The following is a 23,045-nucleotide window of genomic DNA, read 5'->3' on the forward strand; positions in this document are numbered from 1 at the left end:
AACGAAGAATCATAGTACGTCGATTGCGTTTAGGTCAGCGAATGCTTTCTCTAGACGTGCAACCATTGACTCTTGACCAGCACGTAGCCATACGCGTGGGTCGTAGAATTTCTTGTTAGGAGCCGCTTCACCAGTTGGGTTACCGATTTGACCTTGTAGGTAATCGTGGTTCTTAGCTTCGTATTGACGGATGCCGTCCCAAGTTGCCCACTGTGTATCTGTATCGATGTTCATTTTGATAACACCGTAAGAGATAGACTCTTTGATTTCAGCTTCTGAAGAACCTGAACCACCGTGGAATACGAAGTTTAGCGCGTTTGGAGCGATACCAAATTTCTCAGCACAGTATGCTTGAGAATCACGTAGGATAGTTGGAGTAAGAACAACGTTACCTGCTTGGTATACACCGTGTACGTTACCGAAAGATGCTGCGATAGTGAAACGGTGGCTGATTGGGCTTAGTTTCTCGTATGCGTATGCAACGTCTTCAGGAGAAGTGTATAGCTCAGAAGAATCCATATCTGAGTTGTCTACGCCATCTTCTTCACCACCAGTACAACCTAGTTCAAACTCTAGAGTCATACCCATTTTTTCCATACGAGCTAGGTACTTAGCACATGTTTCGATGTTTTCTTCTAGAGACTCTTCAGATAGGTCGATCATGTGAGAAGAGAATAGAGGCTTACCAGTTTGAGCGAAGAACTCTTCACCTGCGTCTAGTAGACCGTCGATCCATGGTAGAAGTTTCTTAGCCGCGTGGTCAGTGTGAAGAATTACTGGCACACCGTAAGTTTCTGCTACAGCGTGAACGTATTTAGCACCCGCTACAGCGCCAAGGATTTGTGCACCTTGACCTTCTAGTTTAACGCCTTTACCGCAGAAGAATGCAGCACCGCCGTTAGAGAACTGAACAACTACTGGAGCTTTAACTTTAGAAGCAGCTTCAAGAACACCGTTGATAGAGTCAGTGTTAACTACGTTAACTGCTGGTAGTGCAAAGTTGTTCTCTTTAGCAATTCAAAATCTTTAGACTAGTCCTATTTATCTGTCGTTTTAAAATTAAAACTTACTAATTTATGATTCTGCAAACGTTTGCTCACAACGCAGCTCATTCTATCAGAATAGAAATCGCCTTGGAACAAACAAGAAAGCGGAAGATTTCTCTCCCGCTTTACTAAAATTATTTTGCGCGTGCTTCTAGCATTTCAACTGCTGGAAGAACTTTACCTTCAACGAACTCAAGGAAAGCACCGCCGCCAGTAGAGATGTAAGATACATCAGCTTTGATACCGAATTTATCGATAGCAGCTAGAGTGTCACCGCCGCCTGCTACAGAGAATGCAGGAGACTGAGCGATCGCTTCAGAAATACCTTTCGTACCTGCTTCGAAGTTTTTGAATTCGAATACACCTACAGGGCCATTCCAAAGGATAGTTTTCGCGTTTGCGATGATTTCAGCTAGAGCAGCAGTTGAATCTGGGCCAAGGTCGAAGATCATGTCGTCGTCTTGAACTTCAGAAACGTGCTTGATTTCAGCTTCTGCGTTTTCGTCAAATGCTTTTGCACACGCTACGTCAGTTGCAACTGGAATTGCACACTCTTTCATTAGTTTTTGTGCAGTTTCAACTAGGTCTGCTTCGTATAGAGACTTACCTACGTTGTGGCCTTCAGCTGCGATGAATGTGTTTGCAATACCACCGCCAACAACTAGTTGGTCAGCAATTTTAGATAGTGACTCAAGAACAGTCAGCTTAGTAGAAACTTTCGAACCACCAACGATAGCCACTAGAGGACGCTCTGGGTTGCTCATTGCTTTACCTAGCGCTTCTAGCTCAGCAGCTAGTAGAGGGCCAGCACATGCTACGTCAGCAAACATACCAACGCCGTGAGTTGAAGCTTGTGCACGGTGAGCAGTACCGAATGCATCCATTACGAATACGTCACATAGTGAAGCGTATTTCTTAGATAGCTCTTCGTCGTTCTTCTTCTCGCCTTTGTTGAAGCGAACGTTTTCTAGTACTACTAGTTCACCAGCGTTTAGCTCTAGGCCATCTAGGTAATCTTTAGCTAGTTTAACTTCGCAATCTAGTGCGTCGTTTAGGTAGTTAACTACAGGTTGTAGAGAGAACTCTTCAGCGTATTCACCTTCAGTTGGACGACCTAGGTGAGAAGTTACCATTACTTTCGCGCCGGCTTCTAGGCATAGCTTGATAGTTGGAAGAGATGCGATGATACGTGCATCAGAAGTTACTTTACCGTCTTTTACTGGCACGTTTAGGTCAGCACGGATGAATACACGTTTACCTGCTAGATCCAGGTCAGTCATCTTGATTACAGACATGATTTGTCCTCTCAAATAATAAAATAAAGTTTTTAACGACTCAGCAACCTTGCCAAGCCAATGAATTCTTTAAACTGCTTATGAATATGGAGATCGAGTTAATTTATTTCAAGGGTGAAAATAAATTTATCTGCACATTCTTGTGCGGCTACTTAGCATTCTGCATTGCTAATGCTGTGTCCAACATACGGTTGGCAAAGCCCCACTCGTTATCACACCACACCAACATTTTAACCAAGTGACCGTTGCTCACTCGGGTTTGCGTTCCATCAACAATGGCACTGTGCGGATCATGATTGAAGTCCACTGAAACCAGCGGCGCTTCAGTATAGTCAACTATATTGTGTAATGTACACTGAGATGCGTTAATAATGGTTTGATTTACGTCATTAACTTTCACATTTGTATTAATTGTGACACTTAAATCCATCGCGGTCACATTAACAGTCGGCACTCGTACCGAAATTGCTTCAAATCTGTTGGAAAATTTCGGAAATATCCTTTCAATTCCCTGATGCAACTTTGTATTAACCGGAATGATCGATTGACTCGCACTGCGCGTGCGGCGTAAATCACTATGATAAGCGTCAATCACTTGCTGATCATTCATCGCCGAATGGATAGTGGTGATGGTGCCAGAGTCGATACCAAAGGCTTCGTCTAATACTTTGATGATGGGCACAATACAGTTAGTCGTGCATGAGCCGTTAGAAATTATGCGTTGTTTCGCGGTGAGGGTCTCATGATTAACCCCATAAATAATGGTGTTATCGAGATCATTGCTACCTGGGTGAGAAAACAATACTTTTTTCGCACCGGCTACAATATGCGCAAGTCCATCAGCACGGCTACCGTAAACTCCCGTGCAATCTAAAACGATATCGACCTCAAGATCGCGCCAAGGCAACAGCTCTATGGTCGGAAGATGCAGAATACGAATTGCATCTCGTTCACCATTATCATGTTGGATATAAAGGTGTTCTTGATCATGAGCAACACGTTTGATGAATCGTCCGTGGCTCGTATCGTATTGCAATAGATGCGCCATTGCCTCTGGTTGCGCCAGTTCATTAACTGCCACCACCTTAATCTGTTGGTGCTTACCACTCTCATAGATAGCGCGTAATACATTACGACCGATTCGGCCAAATCCATTGATCGCAACTTTCAGCATAATTCCATCGCCTGTTTTGTGTTGTGGCTATGAATGGTACTTGTATTCACTCTCTCTGTCACAAAAAAAGCCCCGCTATCGCGAGGCTTTATTCGTGTTAGCTCAGCATTACGCTAGCAATTCGTTTGCAGTGTTCACCACGTTTTCAACCGTGAAGCCAAACATTTCAAACAGTTGCTCTGCTGGTGCTGACTCACCGAAGGTTGTCATACCGATGATACGGCCATCGAAACCTACATACTTGTACCAGAAGTCCGCAATGCCTGCTTCAATTGCGATGCGTGCTGTTACGTCTGATGGCAGTACTGATTCACGGTAAGCAGCGTCTTGCTTATCAAAGGCATCGGTTGATGGCATTGATACTACGCGCACAGCTTTACCTGCTGCTGTAAGCTCTTCAGCTGCTTTCACTGCTAGTTCAACTTCAGAACCAGTCGCGATAAGAATAAGCTCTGGCTTGCCAGCACAATCTTTAAGAATGTAAGCACCCTTAGCGATGTCAGCCACTTGCTCTGCTGAGCGTGGTTGTTGTGCTAGGTTTTGACGCGAGAAGATAAGCGCTGATGGACCATCTTTACGCTCAATCGCCAGTTTCCAAGCTACTGCTGATTCAACTTGGTCACATGGACGCCATGTGCTCATGTTTGGAGTCAGACGTAGTGATGCGATTTGCTCAACGGGTTGGTGAGTTGGGCCATCTTCGCCAAGACCAATAGAGTCATGCGTGTACACTTGGATATTTTGCACTTTCATTAGTGCCGCCATACGCATTGCGTTACGAGCGTATTCCATGAACATTAGGAAGGTTGCACCGTAAGGAACGAAACCACCGTGCAGTGCGATACCGTTCATGATTGCAGTCATACCAAATTCACGTACACCGTAGTGAATGTAGTTACCAGAGAAGTCGTTTGCTTCTAGCGATTTAGAACCCGACCACATGGTTAGGTTAGACGGTGCTAAGTCAGCAGAGCCACCCATAAATTCTGGTAGCATTGCACCAAACGCTTCTAGTGCATTTTGTGATGCTTTACGTGATGCAATGTTGGCAGGGTTTGCTTGAAGGTCAGCAATGATTTGGCTTGCTTTCGCTTCCCACTCTGCAGGTAATTCACCGTTTACACGGCGTTTAAACTCGGCTGCTTCTGCTGGGTACGCCGCTGCATAAGCGTCAAATTTTGCGTTCCACGCTGCTTCTTTGTCTGCGCCTGCCGCTTTTGCATCCCACTCAGAGTATACGTCTGCAGGGATTTCAAATGCTGGGTGTTCCCAACCTAGGAATTCACGCGCTGCTTTGATTTCTTCCGCACCTAGTGGCGCGCCGTGACAGTCGTGTGAGCCAGATTTGTTTGGTGAACCAAAACCGATGATGGTTTTAGTACAGATTAGCGTTGGACGTGGGTCTGCTTTCGCCGCTTCAATCGCTGCATTGATTGCTGCAGAGTCGTGACCGTCTACTGCTGGGATTACGTGCCAGCCGTAGGCTTCAAAGCGCTTTGGTGTATCGTCAGAGAACCAACCTTCTACATGACCATCGATAGAGATACCGTTGTCATCCCAGAATGCGATGAGCTTACCAAGACCTAGCGTACCAGCAAGGGAGCATGCCTCGTGCGAGATACCTTCCATTAGACAGCCGTCGCCCATAAACACGTAAGTGTGGTGGTCAACGATGTTATGGCCTTCTTTGTTAAACTGCGCAGCCAGTGCTTTCTCTGCCATCGCCATACCAACTGCGTTAGTAATGCCTTGACCTAGTGGACCAGTCGTTGTCTCAACACCTGGTGCGTAGCCGTACTCTGGGTGACCTGGTGTTTTAGAGTGCAGTTGACGGAAATTTTTCAGATCGTCAATTGATAGCTCGTAGCCAGTTAGGTGCAATAGAGAGTAAATCAGCATTGAGCCGTGGCCGTTTGACAGTACAAAACGGTCGCGATCAGCCCACTCTGGGTTAGCTGGGTTGTGGTTTAGATGTGAACGCCAAAGTACTTCAGCGATATCAGCCATACCCATAGGTGCGCCTGGGTGACCAGAGTTAGCTTGTTGAACACCATCCATGCTTAGAGCGCGGATTGCATTGGCAAGATGTTTACGAGAAGACATGTCTGCTCCTGAGTGCAAGTAAGCGAGTTTATTGTTCGAGGGAGTTATTGTGCGCGTATTCTCTCAAAGCCCCAACAGCACTGCAAACGTTTTCCAGACAAAAAACAGACAAAATTTCGGATAATTTCCGCGAAATTGTTAAATACAACACTAATATCAAATTTGCATGCAAACGTTTGTTTCGCTCTTTTCAAAAAGAGTAATTGTAACCAAGCGAATTTAAAATAGACGTCTAGATGTAGAAACACCTACACTCCTTAAGATTATTTTTAGTACGGGAAACTCCTGTACAAGCGACAAAAGTGGAGCTCACATGGCTAAGCACCTATTTACTTCTGAGTCTGTTTCAGAAGGCCATCCAGACAAAATTGCAGACCAGATCTCTGATGCGGTTCTTGATGCGATCCTAGAACAAGACCCGAAAGCACGTGTTGCGTGTGAGACCTACGTAAAAACCGGTATGGTAATGGTTGGTGGCGAGATCACGACTTCTGCATGGGTCGATATCGAAGAACTGACTCGTGAAACGGTACGTGAAATTGGTTACGTGCATTCAGACATGGGCTTTGATGCTAACTCTTGTGCAGTCCTAAACACCATCGGTAAACAATCGCCAGACATCAACCAAGGCGTTGATAAAACAGATCCAAAAGAGCAAGGCGCTGGTGACCAAGGCATCATGTTCGGTTACGCATGTAACGAAACTGACGTTCTTATGCCCGCACCAATCACTTACTCACATCGTCTGGTTCAACGCCAAGCAGAAGTGCGTAAAAACGGTACACTAGATTGGCTACGTCCTGACGCAAAATCTCAGGTAACGTTCCAATACGATCAAGGTAAGATCGTAGGTATCGATGCGGTTGTTCTTTCAACGCAACACTGTGATTCAATCTCTACACCAGATCTTCGCGAAGCGGTAATGGAAGAGATCATCAAGCCAGTTCTTCCTTCAGAATGGCTAAACAAAGAAACTAAATACTTCATCAACCCAACTGGCCGTTTCGTTATCGGTGGTCCAATGGGTGACTGTGGTCTGACTGGGCGTAAAATCATCGTAGATACATACGGCGGCGCAGCTCGTCACGGTGGCGGTGCATTCTCAGGTAAAGATCCATCGAAAGTAGACCGCAGTGCAGCATACGCGGCGCGTTACGTAGCGAAAAACATCGTAGCGGCTGGCATGGCTGACCGTTGTGAGATTCAACTTTCTTACGCAATCGGTGTAGCGGATCCAACGTCTATCATGATCGAAACGTTTGGTACTGAAAAAGTATCACACGACATCATCATCGAAGCCGTGCGTCAGTTCTTCGATCTACGTCCATACGGTCTACAAGAAATGTTGAACCTACTGCAACCAATCTACAAAAAGACGGCTGCATACGGTCACTTCGGTCGTGAAGAGTTCCCTTGGGAAGCAACCGACAAAGCAGCAATGCTACGCGACTTCGCTGGTATCAAATAACACCTCATACCAGCCTCACTGAATGTGATTGATTTATCAGCCCTCGCTACTGCGAGGGCTTTTTTATTGCTTCTCTATTTTCAATCATTCCTGCCGCAGCTTTCGATTGGCGAATAATTTGTAAATTTTCCGATCTCTGTTAATAGTTAAAAAAAAAGTTATTTGTAACGCACAAAACCATGATGCAGCTCACGAAGCGTACACCTACTGGAACAGGTAAAGAGTCTGAGGAAGTTTCCTACCGGTGTCACTCGATGTCTTAACGTTAGCCTACATCATTCATAGCCACGCAGCGCTAGTTGCATCAGTGAGAGACAATCAAGGAGGAGACATGCCTCGAACGGTAAATAATCCATCAGAACTTAAGCAGGATCGGAAACACGTGCCCAATCATGAGTACGCGCGCACGTTCCCCTGTAATACAGTCAGCATTAGTGCCCCATTCCATTGGCTGGCGCTTGGACTGCACGACTTTGTACGCTTGCCGCTGATCAGTGCTTTCTACGGTATCTGCTTTATGGCCGCAGCAGTCGGCATCGTGTTGCTGGTGCAATGGCAAGGCACCCACTTAGTGATCATGCCAAGCCTCGTGGTCTATATGTTGATTGGCCCTTTTCTCGCACTCGGCCTCTACGATGCTAGTTGGGCGCGAGAGCGAGGTCATAACCCTAACCTGATGCACTCCATCAAGGCAATTGGCCGCAACTCAAGCTCACAATGGGCCTTTGCCGTACTGTTGGCGGTATGCATGATATTCTGGATGCGTATTGCTGCGCTATTGCATGCTCTCTACCCTTCAGTTCAAGGCGCCCCACTAACTGACTTTTTGCCTTTCTTAATGATTGGATCGATCGTCGGCTTCGTTTTAGCTTGCGCGGTATTTAGCATCTCTGCGTTTTCTATTCCTCTGATGATGGAACGGAGAGTGGATATGATGACGGCAGTGTTTACCAGTTTTCACGCCGTACGCTCCAATATCCCAGCCATGGCAGTATGGGCGGCGATTATCTGCGGCGGCATTCTCATTGGTTTTGCTACCTATGGTATCGGCATGTTGTTCACCATGCCGATTCTTGGCTATGCCACTTGGCACGGTTACCATGAAGTGATTAAGAAAAAGCATCATCCTTAACAGATAAGTTTTATCACGCTATTATGCCTCAGCCCAGCCCATTTGCTGGGCTGAATTGTCTCTGGCACTACCCTTAGGATCATCGTGGATATAGAACTTCGCTATCGAGCTCAACAAAAAGTCACTCACTGCTTACAGTTAGCGGAACAGGCATTTAAGCGCTCTTTTCCTAAACCTATTTTACGCTTCGCTCTGCGTGGAAAAGCGGCGGGTAAAGCTTATCTGCAACTCAACGAGATTCGCCTTAATTCAGTGTTGTTCATTGAAAACCAAAGCGCTTTTCTAGAAGAAGTGATTCCACATGAAGTTGCTCACCTGATCACTTATCAAGTATACGGCCGAGTGCGTCCACACGGCAGAGAATGGCAAGGGGTAATGGAGTCCGTATTTGGCATTGCCGCCAATACGACTCATTCCTTTAACGTCAATTCGGTCCAAGGAAAAACCTTTGAGTACCAGTGCCAATGTACTCAATACCCACTCTCTATTCGTCGTCATAATAAAGTGATTCGTCATCAAGCCAGTTATCGCTGCCAAAAATGTCAGCAGCTGTTGAGCTTTACTGGTCGCCAGCTATCCTAATTGTAAAATTATCAGCGAAAAGAAGATAAATTGAGTGTTATGATGCAAAAAGCCATTCTTTGTTAATACTTTTTGATGCGTAAACTTTTATCTCTTTTACTGGTTATTACAGCCAGCAGCGCGATTGCTGCGCCACCAACCTCTTTCTCTGCCGCCAAACGCGAAGCAGTTTCTATCTACAAAGATCTGGAGAAAGATATTAACTACAACACCAGTTTTTACTGCGGCTGTGATATCAATTGGCAAGGTAAGAAAGGTGTGCCAGATCTTGACGGCTGCGGTTACAAAATTCGCAAACAAACGCAGAAAGTACGCGCCACTCGCATCGAGTGGGAACATGTAGTCCCTGCATGGCAATTTGGTCATCAATTGAAGTGTTGGCAAGATGGTGGTCGCAAAAACTGTTCACGTCGTGATAAACAATTTAAGCGAATGGAAGCCGACCTACATAACCTCACCCCTGCTATCGGCGAGGTCAATGGTGACCGTTCTAACTTTAACTTTAGCCAATGGAACGGTGTAGATGGTGTGACGTATGGTCGCTGTGAGATGCAAGTTAACTTTAAACAGCGCCAAGTAATGCCACCAGATCGCGCTCGCGGATCGATCGCTCGAACTTACCTTTACATGAGTCAAGAATATGGCTTCAAGCTCTCCAAACAGCAACGTAACCTCATGACGGCATGGAACAAAACCTACCCGGCAAAGGCTTGGGAATGTGAACGTGATAAGCGTATTGCCAAGGTTCAAGGCAACCACAACCCATTTGTGGTTGAAGCCTGCCGCAAGCTATAAACATCGGTTAGGCAGAGCGCCCCTTGTTTTTTCTGCCTAACGCATCCATGTTATTCTCTATAAAACTCAACTACGTTGGAACGATTACCGATGCGTATTCCTCGAATTTATCACCCAGAAACCATTCACCAACTTGGCATCGTGGCATTAAGCGAAGATGCAGCCGGCCATATTGGCCGCGTACTGCGCATGCAAGTCGGTCAAGAAGTGTTGCTATTTGATGGCTGCGGCGCCGAGTTTCCGGCTGTTATCAGTGCTGTATCAAAAAAATCGGTGGAAGTAGAAGTCACCGAGCGTATTGAACGTAGCTGTGAATCACCATTAGATCTGCATTTAGGTCAGGTTGTTTCTCGTGGTGACAAAATGGAATTCACCATTCAAAAATCGGTTGAGCTTGGTGTGAATACCATCACTCCGCTGATCTCTGAGCGCTGCGGCGTAAAACTCGATCAAAAGCGCTTTGAGAAAAAACTTGAACAGTGGCAAAAAATTGCTATCAGCGCTTGTGAACAATGCGGCCGTAATACCGTGCCAGAAATTCGCCCAATTATGAAATTGGAAGATTGGTGCGCTGAAGAGTATGACGGTTTGAAACTCAACCTTCACCCACGCGCTAAATACTCAATCAATACACTACCAACACCCGTTGAAAAAGTACGCTTGTTAATCGGTCCAGAAGGCGGCTTATCCGCTCAAGAGATCGATATGACCCAAGAATACCAATTTGAAGAAACACTGCTAGGCCCTCGCGTTTTACGCACTGAGACCGCAGCGTTAACGGCAATTACCGCCCTACAAGTTCGCTTTGGCGATCTTGGCTAATCGGAGAAGATCATGATCAAACTTGGCATCGTGATGGACCCTATTTCGTCCATCAACATCAAAAAGGACTCTAGCTTTGCAATGCTGCTAGAAGCGCAACGTCGTGGCTATGAAATCCACTACATGGAAATGAATGATCTGCACCTAGACCAAGGTGTGGCAATTGCTGATACCAAAATCGTTGAGCTTAAAGAAGATCCAAACGGTTGGTACGAGTTTAAGTCCGAGCAAACCATTAAGCTGGCTGATTTAGATGCGGTACTGATGCGTAAAGATCCGCCTTTCGACACCGAATACATCTACGCGACTTACATTCTTGAGCGTGCTGAAGACGAAGGTGCATTGATCGTTAACAAACCGCAAAGTCTGCGTGACTGTAACGAAAAATTGTTCACGGCTTGGTTCCCAGAACTGACACCAACCACCATCGTGACACGCAAAGCAGAGAAAATTAAAGCCTTCCGTGAAGAGCATGGCGATGTGATCCTTAAGCCGCTGGATGGCATGGGTGGCGCATCAATTTTCCGCGTAAAAGAAAACGATCCAAACGTTTCAGTCATCATTGAAACACTGACTAATCTGGGCCAAAACTACGCAATGGCACAAACGTTCGTGCCAGATATCAGCAATGGCGATAAACGTATCCTAGTGGTGGATGGCGAGCCAATGCCTTACTGTCTAGCGCGCATTCCAGCTAAAGGTGAAACCCGCGGTAACTTGGCGGCAGGTGGTCGTGGTGAAGCGCGTCCTCTGAGTGAAACAGATAAAAAGATCGCTGAAGCTGTAGCGCCTACACTTAAAGAAAAAGGTCTGATCTTTGTTGGCCTCGATGTCATTGGCGACAAGCTAACTGAAATCAACGTGACCAGCCCAACCTGTATTCGCGAAATCGAAGCTGCCTTTGATATCTCGATCACGGGCAAATTGATGGATGCCATTGAACGTCGCGTGAATAAGTAAAATCCATATGGGGCGCCTGCCGCCCCAACTTGGCTTGACATAAGGCTGGATTGTTATGAATTTGACTAACCACTTTTTGGTTGCGATGCCGGGGATGAAAGATCCCTATTTCAAGCGCAGCGTTATTTACATTTGTGAACACAATCAAGATGGTGCGATGGGTCTGATGATCAGCTCACCAATTGAGATCACGGTCGGCAAAATGCTCGAGCAAGTCGATGTGCAACCCGTGCACCCTCAACTTAAAACCGATAACTTGGCGATGCCGGTACTTAACGGTGGTCCAGTATCTGAAGATCGTGGTTTTATTCTCCACCAGCCGAAAGATCGCTACGAATCCAGTATCCAAATGACAGATCACATTTCCGTCACCACCTCAAAAGACATTTTGAGTGTGCTCGGTACTGAAGCAGAACCAAACCAATACTTAGTTGCACTCGGTTATTCCGGTTGGGAAGCGGGTCAACTGGAAGTCGAACTTGCTGAGAATTCATGGCTGACAGTTGAAGCCGATCCGAGCGTGATTTTCGATACGCCAGTGAGTGACCGTTGGCAAAAAGCGGTACAGATGCTGGGAATCGATGTCGCACAGCTCTCTAGCGATATTGGCCACGCATAATCGACCAACCCATTACCTATTTATTTTTGAAGTAAGCACTATGTCTAATAGAACCATCATGGCTTTTGATTTTGGCACCAAGAGCATTGGCAGCGCTATCGGCCAAGAAATTACCGGCACGGCGTCACCACTTAAGGCATTCAAAGCCAATGACGGTATTCCAAATTGGGATGATATCGAAAAGCAAATCAAAGAATGGCAGCCAAACCTGCTCGTAGTTGGGTTACCAACTGATTTGCACGGCAAAGACTTAGAAACGATTACGCCACGCGCGAAGAAATTTGCTAAGCGTCTGCAAGGTCGTTATGGCCTGCCGGTGGAGTTGCATGATGAGCGTCTATCAACTGCTGAAGCGCGTGCTGAGCTATTTTCGATGGGCGGTTACAAAGCGCTATCAAAAGGCAATATCGACTGCCAATCAGCGGTGGTCATTCTTGAGAGTTGGTTTGAAGCCCAATGGGGTGAGTAACTCACACCCTACAAACAATACGCCAAATACAAAAATCCCAAGCCAAAGCTTGGGATTTTTTATGCTCACTAAAGCTACTCGCCTGCCACTTTTAGTGATTCCAGCAGGATTGAGCCGGTTTGAATTTGTGAACGGGTTTCGACATCACTACCAACAGCAACAATTTGCTGGAACATCTCTTTAAGGTTTCCGGCAATGGTAATTTCCGATACTGGGTATTGAATCTCGCCATTTTCAACCCAAAAGCCGGCGGCACCGCGAGAGTAATCACCGGTGACCACATTCACACCCTGGCCCATCACTTCCGTTACCAATAAGCCAGTGCCCAGCTCTTTTAGCATCTGCTTAAAGCTTTGTCCTGTCGATTGTACAAACCAATTGTGAATACCGCCCGCATGGCCAGTCGGTATCATGTTCATCTTACGCGCTGCATAACTGGTTAGCAGGTAAGTCGCGAGCGTACCATCGGTGATAATTTCCGTATCACGGGTGTAAACACCTTCGCTATCAAATGGGCTTGATGCTAAACCACGTAGGATATGTGGACGCTCAGAAACATTGAACCAACTCGGCAAAATCTGCTTACCAAGATGATCAAGTAGGAATGAAGATTTACGGTAAAGGTTACCGCCACTGATCGCCATCACTAGGTGACCAAGTAGCCCAGTGGCAACGTCAGCGGCGAACATCACTGGGTATTTGCCCGTTGCTAAGCGTTTGGCATCAAGGCGACTGATGGTTTTTTCTGCCGCTTGTTGCCCCACGATTTCCGGTGCCCACAATTCGTCTTTATGACGGGCGATAGTATAGCTGTAGTCACGCTCCATCTCGCCATTGGCACCTTGACCAATCACACAACAGCTGGTGCTGTGGCGGCTACTCGCATAGCTCGCTAATAAACCATGGCTGTTACCGTAAACTTTTACCCCGTAATGGCTATCGTAGCTTGCACCATCACTTTGTTTAATTTTACTGCTGTAGGCCAATGCTCGCTCTTCAGCAGCAATCGCAACTTTAGCGGCGTAATCAGGGTCTGGCGTATCAGGATGGAACAGATCCAAATCTGGAATTTCTTGCACCATCAATTCTTTTGGCGCAGGACCTGCGTACGGATCTTCTGACGTGTACTGGGCAATATCTAATGCCGCCAATACTGTCTGTTGAATCGCTTTTTCACTTAGATCAGACGTAGATGCACTGCCTTTACGTTGACCACGGTAAACCGTAATACCTAGGGCACCATCACTGTTAAACTCAACGTTTTCTACTTCACACATGCGAGTAGAAACGCTTAAGCCAGTCGACTTAGTAATGGCAACTTCAGCAGCGTCAGCTTTGACCGCTGCCATCTCCAGCGCTTTCGCAACTGCCGCTTCTAGCTCAGCGCGTTGCTGAGCAACTTGCTCTTTTACGTCCATATTTCATCTAAATTATCGTGAGTATTCTTTCTAGGATAACAAGAATTTCGCATTCTCCCCACGATTCTTGTTAAAATAGAGGAATAGATAGTCAAATAAGGCAAAATAAATGGCACGTAAAAATCAGAAAGCGCCATGGGAACCGGAAGAAGAGATCATCTGGGTTAGTAAATCCGAGATGAAACGCGATATGGAAGCATTGCAAAAGCTTGGCGTAGAGCTAGTTGACCTCAGTTCATCTACTCTAAAGAAAATGCCGCTAAGTGAAGATCTTCTAGACGCGGTACTCGATGCACAACGCTTTAAAAACGAAGCGCGTCGTCGCCAACTGCAGCGCATCGGTAAACTAATGCAATTTGAAGATGCAGAGCAAATTCAAGCTGCGCTAGATAAAATTCGCAACAAGCACTCACAAAACACGGCGGTTCTACACAAGCTAGAACAGTTGCGTGATCGTGTGGTTGAGCAGGGCGATGCGGCAATTGACCAAGTCATGGAGTTATACCCAGAAGCAGACCGTCAACGTCTACGCCAACTTGCTCGCCAAGCTGCGAAAGAAAAATCATCGAACAAGCCACCAAGAGCGTTTCGTGAAATTTTCCAAATTCTGAAACAGCTAAACGACGAAGCTTTATAAGCAAACCATGTTTGTTTCGAATGAAGAAAAGGTTGCCACTTGGCAACCTTTTTTGTTTTTTTAACTATCAATGTCCGGCTTTGACAAACGCCGCCAATGCCGTATTGCGATGCTCAGTGGTTAACTGGCTAATTTTATCGGCAACCGCGACTTGGCCATGATGAATAAACGCAAAATCACTGGCAATCGCTCGCGCGTCACTGACATGATGCGTCACCATCACCACGGTAAGATTACGTTCAGTCGCTAAACGCTTCACTAACCCCAGCATCTCCTCTCGCAACAGAGGATCAAGTGCAGAAAACGGCTCATCGAGTAACCAAATCGAATGCGGTTGAACAAAGCAGCGCGCAAGTGCGACTCGCTGACGCTGACCACCAGACAATTGCTCTGGCAATCTATTAAGTAGCTCTCCTACACCAACTTGTTGTGCCGCTTGTTCAACTAATTGACACTGTGTTGGATTGAGCTTCAACCCAGGATGCAAACCTAAGCCAATGTTCTCTCTCACACTCAGGTGAGCAAAAAGATTATGTTCTTGAAACAGCATCGCCATCGGTCTTTGATGCGGCGCTTTACCAACCACAGACTTTCCAGCCGCCACAATATCGCCGTTGAGAGGCTCAATAAAACCCGCCATCAATGCGAGTAAGGTTGATTTACCTGCACCACTTGGCCCCATCAATGCACAAATAGCACCTTGTTCAACCTGCAGTTCAAAATCAAACGCCTGATCGTGATAGGTATAGTGAATTTGCTTAACGTCTAACATTGTTCACCTTTGCCTCGGCTTTAAACAATTTTTCAATCAAAGTAAAACAGCCCACGCTTAATAGCAGTAACGTCAGCGATACCACCGCTGCCGCCTCCATCTGATAGCTACCTAATAGTTGGAATAAATACAGTGGCAAGGTGCGAAACTCTTGCCCACCAAACAAAGCAATTGCCCCTAAGTCGCCAATCGCCAGCATAAAGCTGATTGAAAACGCATGCGCCATCGGCTTTCTCAACCCACGCCACTCAACCACTTTAAATCGGTGCCAACCGCGCAGACCAAGACTGGCCGCCAAATATTGGTATTGCTGCTCAATTTGCAACATCGGCTGTGCAAGCGTCTTCACCACGTATGGCAGCCCCATTAATGCGTTCACCGCTACCACAATGAAGAAGGCCATGCTAAACACATCAGTAAAATTGCGCAGCAGTAAAAATAGCCCAGTAGAAATCACCAAGCCTGGTGTCACAAGAATAATGGTACCAATCAACTCTATCTGATCGGCGCTACGATTATTGCTGTTCAAGCGCAAGCGGCGACTGGTGGTCAGAATTGCCAGGCCTGCAGCTAACGCGATCACGCTGGCTACCACTGCCACCTGCAATGATGCAAGCAATGCATGCCAAAAGTGCTCATCCGAAAGTACGGTGAACAACTGTGCATTAACACCACTGAACACCACGACGAGAAGCGGTGGCAACACTAATAAACTCGCCAAGACTATCCAAATGCTATCCCACAAACGCCAAGCAAACGTATCGTTAACCAAATATTGCTGCTGAGTAAAAGAGCCACTCGTCACTGCTACAGGCTTAGCTATGCGCTGAATCGCCAATGCTAAACCTCCGCAAAGTACCATTTGCCAAATGGCCAGCAACGCCCCTGCTTGCAGGTCAAAATCAAACTTAATCGCTTGATAGATGGCTAGTTCAATCGTGGTTGATTTGGGCCCGCCGCCCAAAGCCATAACCGTAGCAAAGCTGGTAAAGCACAACATAAAAACCAAACCAGACACATGCGGTAATTGCTGGCGCAACCGCGGCCATTCCACCCATTTAAATTTTTGCCATTGGCTCATCCCTAAATGAGCACACAATTTATGTTGCTCTTGTGGAATCGACTCAAGAGTTTGTAATAACAAACGCGCGGCGTACGGCAGATTAAAGAAAGCATGGGCCAGCAAAATGCCATTGAGACCATAAATAGAAAATGGCAATTCCTCACCCAAATAGGCATAAATGTCGGCGAAAATTCCTGAATTACCGTAAATAGCCAACAAGCCAAACACGCCAACTAACACTGGAAGCACTAAGGTTGAACTAAACAGCCTTAGCAGTATGCGTTTACCTTTGAAGTTGCGTTTAGCAAGTGCGTGCGCCACAGGTAACGCAAAGCCAACGCTTATGAGCGTTGAGAGAAAGGATTGATAAAAACTGAATTCAGTCACATGGCGATAATAAGGATCTTGCCACACTGACAATAGATTGAGCGATGGCGCCGCAACCAACAGTGCTGCCAACGCAGAAAAGACAAAGGCCGCGATAACGATCGCGACCACAAGCCCAATTTTAGGGGTACGATTCAAGCCAACACCTTAGCGAGTTAAGGCGCTTTGCCATTCACGAATCCAAGCGCGACGATTTTCTGCCACTTGATCAGAAGTAAAGCTTAATGCTTTTGCTGGCACGGTCAGTGACTCATAGCCTTGTGGTAATTTGATATCGGTCACCGGGTACATCCAGTTGCCCGTTGGCATCGCTGCTTGAAATTCTTCGCTGAGGATAAACTGCATAAACTGATCAGCTAACTCAGGGTGAGCCGAGCCTTTCACTTTGGCTGCTACTTCCACTTGGGTGTAATGGCCTTCACTAAAATTGGCAGCAGCAAAACGCTGATCGTTTTCAGCAATAATGTGGTAGGTCGGAGAGGTGGTATAAGACAGCACCATGTCTGCTTCACCCTCTAGAAACATCGAATAAGCTTCCGACCAGCCTTTCGTTACCGTGACAGTTTTAGTTGCGATCTTTTGCCATGCCTGCGACACATCATCGCCATACACCGACTTCATCCACAGCATAAAACCTTGCCCTGGGGTAGAAGTGCGCGGATCTTGATAAATGATTTTAAGATCGTCACGCTGCTCCACCAGCTCTTTTAAGCTCTTCGGTGGGTTTGTGAGCTTTTCTTTGTTGTAGACAAAGGCAAAGTAACTAAAGTCATAAGGCACGAAGGTTTTATCTTGCCAGCCACCCGGAATCGTCACGTGTGAGGTATCGACCGAATGCTCCGCTAAATAACCGGTTTTTTTTGCCTCTGCCATTAGGTTGTTATCTAAGCCTAAAACGATATCCGCTTTGCTGTTACCGTTTTCTAGACGTAAACGGTTAAGAATCGATACCCCATCATCTAAAGCAACAAAGTTGACTTCACAACCGCCACATTGCGCTTCAAACGCTTTTTTTACCGCAGGTGCTGGTCCCCAATCAGCCGCAAAAGAATCATAGGTGTAAATAGTTAGTGTGTTATCTGCAGCAAAAGCAGAAAAAGATGCGCAAGCCACTGCAAGGGCTGCAAAAGAGGTTTTCACTGTTCGCTCTCCAATTTTGAGCGGCACAGGGTTGAGGTCGAGGTGGAGTTATCCGTAATTATTCATTTCCCTGACTCAATTCCTACGCCAGCATTATCTGGTTCAGGTCACGGGTTCAGACGTTGGTCAATCTCAGCCATGCAATATACAGCTCCCCGATGAGTTACCGACGAATTCTAACCATTGTATTAACGAATAGCTACGTTGATCATTTGCAAAAGACCCCAGCGAAATCTCACTAGGGTCTTGAAACGGTTTGATGTACAGACGCCAAATGATTAACAGCGCTGATCATAACCCCAGCGCGGCACTAGGCCTTGTTCGACACCAAGGTGATCGAGAATGCGCGCCACCATAAAATCAATCAAATCTTCGATGGTTTTCGGTTGATGATAAAAGCCGGGTGCGGCAGGCATGATGGTCACGCCCATCTGCGATAACTTGTGCATGTTTTCCAGATGCAAAGTGGAGAAAGGCGTTTCACGCACCACCAGCAGGAGCTGCCCGCGTTCTTTCATCACCACATCGGCCGCACGCTCAATTAAGTTGTCAGACATGCCATGAGCGATTGCTGCGACACTGCCTGCTGAACATGGACATACCACCATCTGCTTTGGTGCCGCCGAACCTGACGCAACTGGTGAAAACCAATCGTCTTTACCACACACCACCAGCTTATCAGGATCGCAGTTTAGATGTTTGACCAATGCTTGCTTGGCCGCAGCAGGGCCGCTTGGCAGTTTTAGGCCATGCTCGGTCGCTAGCACCACTCGAGCGGCAGAAGAGATCAGCAGATACACTTGATAATCGGCGGCAAGCAGACATTCAAGCAGGCGCAACCCATAAGGCGCACCGGATGCGCCCGTGAAGGCTAAAGTGATCGCTTTCGCTTGTGGTTTACTCATTCACGTTGTTCCAATTTCTTTATTCAGCTAATTACTCAGCTCTCTGTTCTGCTAACTGAGCCAATAGCTTGCCATGAATACCTTCAAAGCCGCCGTTGCTCATCACTAAAATATGATCACCCGGTTTAGCCGCAGCAACGATTTGCGCCACCAATTGATCAATGTCGTCGCTGCTAGAAGCTGGTTGACTGCATTGCTCTGCCACATCTTGTACTGACCACTCGATACCCGGCGGTTGGTATAAAAAGACTTGATCAGCATGATGTAAAGACGCGGCTAAGGTTTCTTTATGCACGCCACGCTTCATCGTCGCTGAGCGAGGTTCTAACACCGCAATGATTTTCGCATCGCCGACTTTATTACGCAGACCACCCATAGTCAGTTCAATCGCGGTTGGGTGGTGTGCAAAATCATCAAAGACAGTAATGCCATTCACCTCACCTTTTAACTCAAGGCGACGTTTGGTATTGATAAATTTACCTAAAGCTTCACAGGCTAAATCAGGCGTGACGCCAACATGACGCGCTGCTGCGATCGTCATAAGTGCATTATCTACGTTGTGATCGCCAACTAAATCCCACTTCACAGTGCCAACATATTGTTCTTGGAATAGCACCTTGAACTCGGAACCGTCTTTGGCAATTTTTTCGGCACGCCAATCGGCTTGTTCACCAGTAAACTCAGTTTCACTCCAACAACCACGCTGTAAAACATCCGCTAATGCAGGATCATTGACCGGCGCAAGAATGCGCCCATTACCCGGAACGGTACGCACTAAATGGTGAAATTGACGCTTGATCGCCTCAAGATCATCAAAAATGTCGGCATGATCAAACTCTAAGTTATTCATCACTAATGTGCGTGGGTGGTAGTGAACAAACTTCGAACGTTTATCAAAAAAAGCACTGTCATATTCATCCGCTTCGACGACAAAAAACATACTTTCGCCCAGTCGAGCAGAAATACCGAAGTTACCCAGCACACCACCAACTAAGAATCCAGGTTGGTATCCGCACTCTTCCAATACCCAAGACAGCATACTGGACGTGGTCGTTTTGCCATGAGTACCAGAGACAGCCAATACCCAACGATCATGCAACAGAAACTCTTGTAACCACTGCGGGCCAGAGGTGTAACGCAAGTTGTTGTTTAGTACATGCTCAACACATGGGTTGCCACGACTCATCGCATTACCAATCACCACTAAATCAGGCGCGGGATTGAGTTGTGAAGGATCGAAACCCTCAATTATTTCAATACCTTGAGATTCAAGCATGGTGCTCATTGGCGGATAAACGTTGGCATCACTACCGGTGACTTTATGACCCAATTGACGCGCTAACACTGCCACGCCGCCCATAAAAGTACCGCAGATCCCTAAGATATGAATATGCATAAACTAAACCTTGTTCTACGCGAAAAATACCGCCTCATTATGGCGATTAATAGATGAAAAGCGAACCATTTTGATCACCCTTTTGTGGCTACATAAGCTGATTTATCACCGTGCTCGCCACAAATTCAACATTGCAAATCACACGCTGAACAAAGTAAATAAATTGAGATCTCAATCAATTAGTTCATTACCATAAAAGATTCCCGTCTTACACTTAATAAAAAATGTGTTGTTCACAAAACAACCAACCGAGTAAATGAGACATTCATGTCCTTATCTACTCACTAGCCCAATGGTTAATACTAAAAAAGGAAATACCATGTCAGGAATGCGCACCCTTGGCGAATTTATCGTCGAGAAACAAGCAGACTTTCCGCACGCAAGTGGTGATCTTTCATCGCTACTGGCTTCTATCCGCTTAGCAGCAAAAATCGTGAACCGTGAAATCAACAAGGCTGGTCTTGCTGATATTACCGGTTCAGTCGGCGCCGAAAATGTTCAAGGCGAAGAACAACAGAAGCTCGATTTATACGCCAATGAAAAATTCAAAGCCGCATTGGAAGCTCGCGATCAAGTGTGTGGTGTGGCAAGTGAAGAAGAAGATGAAGCGGTTGCCTTTAACAAGGAACTGAACAAAAACGCAAAATATGTGGTGTTGATGGATCCTCTAGATGGGTCATCCAACATTGATGTCAATGTGTCAGTCGGCACGATTTTCTCGATCTATCGCCGCGTGTCACCGATTGGTACACCGCCGACCGAAGAAGACTTTTTACAACCGGGCAATAAGCAAGTTGCCGCGGGTTACGTCATCTACGGTTCATCAACCATGTTGGTGTATACGACAGGTAACGGTGTGAACGGTTTCACGTACGACCCTTCGCTTGGCACTTTCTGCTTATCACATGAGAACATGATGATTCCAAAAGATGGGCAGATTTACTCGATCAACGAAGGTAACTACATTCGTTTCCCACAAGGTGTGAAAAAGTATATCAAGTACTGCCAAGAAAACGATGCCAACACCAAACGTCCTTATACCTCACGATACATTGGCTCACTGGTAGCGGATTTCCACCGTAATTTGCTTAAAGGTGGTATCTATCTTTACCCAAGTACACAAAGCCACCCTCAAGGCAAGCTACGTTTACTTTATGAGTGCAACCCAATGGCATTTATTATCGAGCAAGCCGGTGGTAGCGCTTCTGATGGCGTCAATCGTATTATGGATTTGAAACCAATAGAGTTGCATCAACGTGTACCATTTTTCGTAGGTTCAGAAAACATGGTCAACAAAGTCGAAGAGTTTCTCGAACTCTATCGTGATGAAACAAAATGATAAAAAGCGCCTTAGGGCGCTTTTTTCATTCAATTTACCAACAGTTTGTTTACATTAATGACTATTTCGCTTTAAGGTAATAGACGCATTTTTGACCAAGCATTTGACTGGTCATAACAATAAGTCACTCAGCGACAGTTGATATAAAAATGCACGCCAACATCGAAGCATCGGACTATGACTGTCGTTTATCAATATAAGGATATAACCATGAGCTTAAATGACGTACCAGCAGGTAAATCACTTCCTGATGATCTCTATGTGGTGATTGAGATCCCTGCTAATGCTGATCCCATCAAATACGAAGTAGATAAAGACTCTGGCGCGGTATTTGTAGACCGTTTTATGTCTGCCCCGATGTTTTACCCTTGTAACTATGGTTACGTTAACCACACTCTGTCATTAGACGGTGACCCGGTTGATGTCTTAGTACCCACTCCATATCCATTAATGCCGGGATCTGTCATTCGCTGCCGCCCTGTTGGAGTACTAAAAATGACCGACGAATCTGGCGAAGATGCCAAAGTCGTCGCTGTACCACATAGCAAGCTTTCAAAAGAGTACGAGCATATTCAAGATGTGGGCGACCTACCAGAGTTGCTTAAAGCACAAATCACGCACTTCTTTGAGCGCTACAAAGAGTTGGAAACGGGTAAGTGGGTTAAAGTCGACGGTTGGGCAAATGCCGAAGCGGCGCGCCAAGAGATTCTAGAATCTTACCAGCGTGCGCAAAAATAAACGTCGCTATCAACAAAGACTAAAAAGCCAGCTTTCGCTGGCTTTTCTTTTTATAGCTCGAAATACGTGCTTTCATAGTCAGAGCGGAAGAACGGATTGATATCATCACAGATACCACGATACGGCTTACCCGTTGTACCGAGCATTCTCGCATCTTGCTCGCAGTAAGTTTTTTGCCCCATTTGGTAACCATCAAGATAGGCTTTGTACTGCTCTGAATTCACATCACCCGATAGTGAGTGCTTCACAATTTTACTCTCAGACAGCATCAATTGACCATCTAACGCCTGCTGTTGACCAAACTCTTGCCATGCCAACGGATCATTAGACAAAGACGGCGTGACCGACGCGCAACCAACTAAAAGCAATGTAACAGCTAACAATTTCCAGTTCATATTTCCCCCTTGTGTGAGAGCCCCTATGCGAGATTATACTCTTTGACACCAGTTTCCTGATGAGATGAGTACGTCTAATTGCGAGGCATCTTGATATAAGTATATCCAAGCTTGGCCATATGGGGTCTCGATTAACTCTCTACGATATTCAATCGGTACATCTTCCAGCTCATCAAGCGACTTTAATATACCTTGATCAATAAGATACACCTCACCGATGATCACTTGATGTCCTGTTACTACGGCAGGATAGGCCCCAAGATCATAAAGGGCATATTCTGGTGGTGTTTCATGCTGACCTAAAAACTGCGCCTGAGAAAGAAACGAATGATTACTTTCCCCTTGACGTAAAGTGCCGTAAACAAAGACCAGATGCTGCATAAATGCCCC

Annotated in this window: 22 protein-coding genes, 1 pseudogene and 1 riboswitch; of the genes and pseudogenes, 11 read left to right on the forward strand and 12 right to left on the reverse strand. The window is 46.2% G+C overall.

Annotated features, from left to right (window positions below; translation table 11 throughout):
• Positions 1-9: 9 nt before the first annotated feature.
• From fbaA to tkt, 4 genes and pseudogenes are all read right to left on the reverse strand, one after another.
• Positions 10-1,017, reverse strand: a pseudogene (fbaA, locus tag Vt282_RS12080) (class II fructose-bisphosphate aldolase); the annotation flags it as partial.
• Positions 1,018-1,180: 163 nt separating this feature from the next.
• On the reverse strand, positions 1,181-2,341 hold the full coding sequence (locus Vt282_RS12085; RefSeq protein WP_162045508.1) for a phosphoglycerate kinase: 1,161 nt from the start codon (positions 2,339-2,341) through the stop codon (positions 1,181-1,183).
• A 148-nt stretch (positions 2,342-2,489) separates the two neighbouring features.
• Positions 2,490-3,515, reverse strand: a complete 1,026-nt coding sequence (gene epd, locus Vt282_RS12090; RefSeq protein WP_162063489.1) for an erythrose-4-phosphate dehydrogenase — start codon at positions 3,513-3,515, stop codon at positions 2,490-2,492.
• A 108-nt stretch (positions 3,516-3,623) separates the two neighbouring features.
• A complete protein-coding gene (gene tkt / locus Vt282_RS12095) occupies positions 3,624-5,618 on the reverse strand; it encodes a transketolase (RefSeq protein ID WP_162063490.1) in 1,995 nt (664 codons plus the stop codon).
• 313 nt (positions 5,619-5,931) lie between these two features.
• On the opposite strand from tkt, the gene metK reads away from it, so the two are divergent.
• The 8 genes from metK (at position 5,932) to ruvX (ending at position 12,465) form a co-directional block, all read left to right on the forward strand.
• Positions 5,932-7,086 (forward strand): methionine adenosyltransferase, encoded by a 1,155-nt coding sequence (gene metK, locus Vt282_RS12100; RefSeq protein WP_162045505.1) that lies wholly within the window; start codon positions 5,932-5,934, stop codon positions 7,084-7,086.
• Positions 7,087-7,417: 331 nt separating this feature from the next.
• Positions 7,418-8,218 carry a DUF2189 domain-containing protein gene (locus Vt282_RS12105; protein WP_162063491.1) on the forward strand — a complete coding sequence of 267 codons (801 nt, stop codon included), beginning with the start codon at positions 7,418-7,420 and terminating at the stop codon, positions 8,216-8,218.
• 84 nt (positions 8,219-8,302) lie between these two features.
• Entirely contained in the window at positions 8,303-8,800 is a 498-nt protein-coding gene (locus Vt282_RS12110) for a SprT family zinc-dependent metalloprotease (protein WP_162063492.1), read from the forward strand.
• A 75-nt stretch (positions 8,801-8,875) separates the two neighbouring features.
• A complete protein-coding gene (locus Vt282_RS12115) occupies positions 8,876-9,595 on the forward strand; it encodes an endonuclease (protein ID WP_162063493.1) in 720 nt (239 codons plus the stop codon).
• 90 nt (positions 9,596-9,685) lie between these two features.
• Positions 9,686-10,417: a 16S rRNA (uracil(1498)-N(3))-methyltransferase gene (rsmE, locus tag Vt282_RS12120; RefSeq protein WP_162063494.1), complete on the forward strand. Its 732-nt coding sequence runs from the start codon at positions 9,686-9,688 to the stop codon at positions 10,415-10,417.
• 12 nt (positions 10,418-10,429) lie between these two features.
• Positions 10,430-11,377, forward strand: a complete 948-nt coding sequence (gene gshB / locus Vt282_RS12125) for a glutathione synthase (RefSeq protein WP_162045501.1) — start codon at positions 10,430-10,432, stop codon at positions 11,375-11,377.
• Between the two features lie 55 nt (positions 11,378-11,432).
• On the forward strand, positions 11,433-11,996 hold the full coding sequence (locus Vt282_RS12130; protein WP_162063495.1) for a YqgE/AlgH family protein: 564 nt from the start codon (positions 11,433-11,435) through the stop codon (positions 11,994-11,996).
• Positions 11,997-12,036: 40 nt separating this feature from the next.
• Complete coding sequence (gene ruvX / locus Vt282_RS12135; RefSeq protein ID WP_162045499.1) at positions 12,037-12,465, forward strand: Holliday junction resolvase RuvX; 429 nt, start codon at positions 12,037-12,039, stop codon at positions 12,463-12,465.
• Positions 12,466-12,539: 74 nt separating this feature from the next.
• Here ruvX and pmbA read toward each other — a convergent pair whose 3' ends face one another.
• Positions 12,540-13,883, reverse strand: a complete 1,344-nt coding sequence (gene pmbA / locus Vt282_RS12140) for a metalloprotease PmbA (protein ID WP_162063496.1) — start codon at positions 13,881-13,883, stop codon at positions 12,540-12,542.
• 109 nt (positions 13,884-13,992) lie between these two features.
• Between pmbA and yjgA the strand changes: the two genes are divergently transcribed.
• The gene (gene yjgA, locus Vt282_RS12145) at positions 13,993-14,520 is read left to right on the forward strand and encodes a ribosome biogenesis factor YjgA (protein ID WP_162045497.1); all 528 of its coding nucleotides are present in this window, start codon (positions 13,993-13,995) and stop codon (positions 14,518-14,520) included.
• 67 nt (positions 14,521-14,587) lie between these two features.
• Here yjgA and thiQ read toward each other — a convergent pair whose 3' ends face one another.
• From thiQ to mpl, 5 genes are all read right to left on the reverse strand, one after another.
• Positions 14,588-15,292 carry a thiamine ABC transporter ATP-binding protein gene (gene thiQ, locus Vt282_RS12150; RefSeq protein WP_162063497.1) on the reverse strand — a complete coding sequence of 235 codons (705 nt, stop codon included), beginning with the start codon at positions 15,290-15,292 and terminating at the stop codon, positions 14,588-14,590.
• Entirely contained in the window at positions 15,279-16,880 is a 1,602-nt protein-coding gene (gene thiP, locus Vt282_RS12155; protein ID WP_162063498.1) for a thiamine/thiamine pyrophosphate ABC transporter permease ThiP, read from the reverse strand. Before thiP ends, thiQ begins: the two co-directional genes overlap by 14 nt.
• Before the next feature lie 9 nt (positions 16,881-16,889).
• Positions 16,890-17,882 (reverse strand): thiamine ABC transporter substrate binding subunit, encoded by a 993-nt coding sequence (gene thiB, locus Vt282_RS12160; RefSeq protein WP_162063499.1) that lies wholly within the window; start codon positions 17,880-17,882, stop codon positions 16,890-16,892.
• Between the two features lie 62 nt (positions 17,883-17,944).
• A riboswitch (TPP riboswitch) is annotated at positions 17,945-18,050 on the reverse strand.
• 110 nt (positions 18,051-18,160) lie between these two features.
• Positions 18,161-18,787 carry a flavin prenyltransferase UbiX gene (locus Vt282_RS12165; RefSeq protein WP_162063500.1) on the reverse strand — a complete coding sequence of 209 codons (627 nt, stop codon included), beginning with the start codon at positions 18,785-18,787 and terminating at the stop codon, positions 18,161-18,163.
• 31 nt (positions 18,788-18,818) lie between these two features.
• Complete coding sequence (mpl, locus tag Vt282_RS12170; protein ID WP_162063501.1) at positions 18,819-20,183, reverse strand: UDP-N-acetylmuramate:L-alanyl-gamma-D-glutamyl-meso-diaminopimelate ligase; 1,365 nt, start codon at positions 20,181-20,183, stop codon at positions 18,819-18,821.
• 319 nt (positions 20,184-20,502) lie between these two features.
• Here mpl and fbp point away from each other — a divergent pair, with 319 nt between their 5' ends.
• Entirely contained in the window at positions 20,503-21,522 is a 1,020-nt protein-coding gene (fbp, locus tag Vt282_RS12175) for a class 1 fructose-bisphosphatase (protein ID WP_162063502.1), read from the forward strand.
• A 210-nt stretch (positions 21,523-21,732) separates the two neighbouring features.
• Positions 21,733-22,260, forward strand: a complete 528-nt coding sequence (gene ppa, locus Vt282_RS12180; RefSeq protein WP_162063503.1) for an inorganic diphosphatase — start codon at positions 21,733-21,735, stop codon at positions 22,258-22,260.
• 50 nt (positions 22,261-22,310) lie between these two features.
• On the opposite strand, the gene Vt282_RS12185 is transcribed toward ppa, so the two are convergent.
• Positions 22,311-22,655: a DUF2799 domain-containing protein gene (locus tag Vt282_RS12185; RefSeq protein WP_162063504.1), complete on the reverse strand. Its 345-nt coding sequence runs from the start codon at positions 22,653-22,655 to the stop codon at positions 22,311-22,313.
• 33 nt (positions 22,656-22,688) lie between these two features.
• On the reverse strand, positions 22,689-23,036 hold the full coding sequence (locus tag Vt282_RS12190) for a gamma-glutamylcyclotransferase family protein (RefSeq protein WP_162063505.1): 348 nt from the start codon (positions 23,034-23,036) through the stop codon (positions 22,689-22,691).
• Positions 23,037-23,045: the final 9 nt, after the last annotated feature.

It is taken from the genome of Vibrio taketomensis (assembly GCF_009938165.1).
Lineage (GTDB): Bacteria > Pseudomonadota > Gammaproteobacteria > Enterobacterales > Vibrionaceae > Vibrio > Vibrio taketomensis.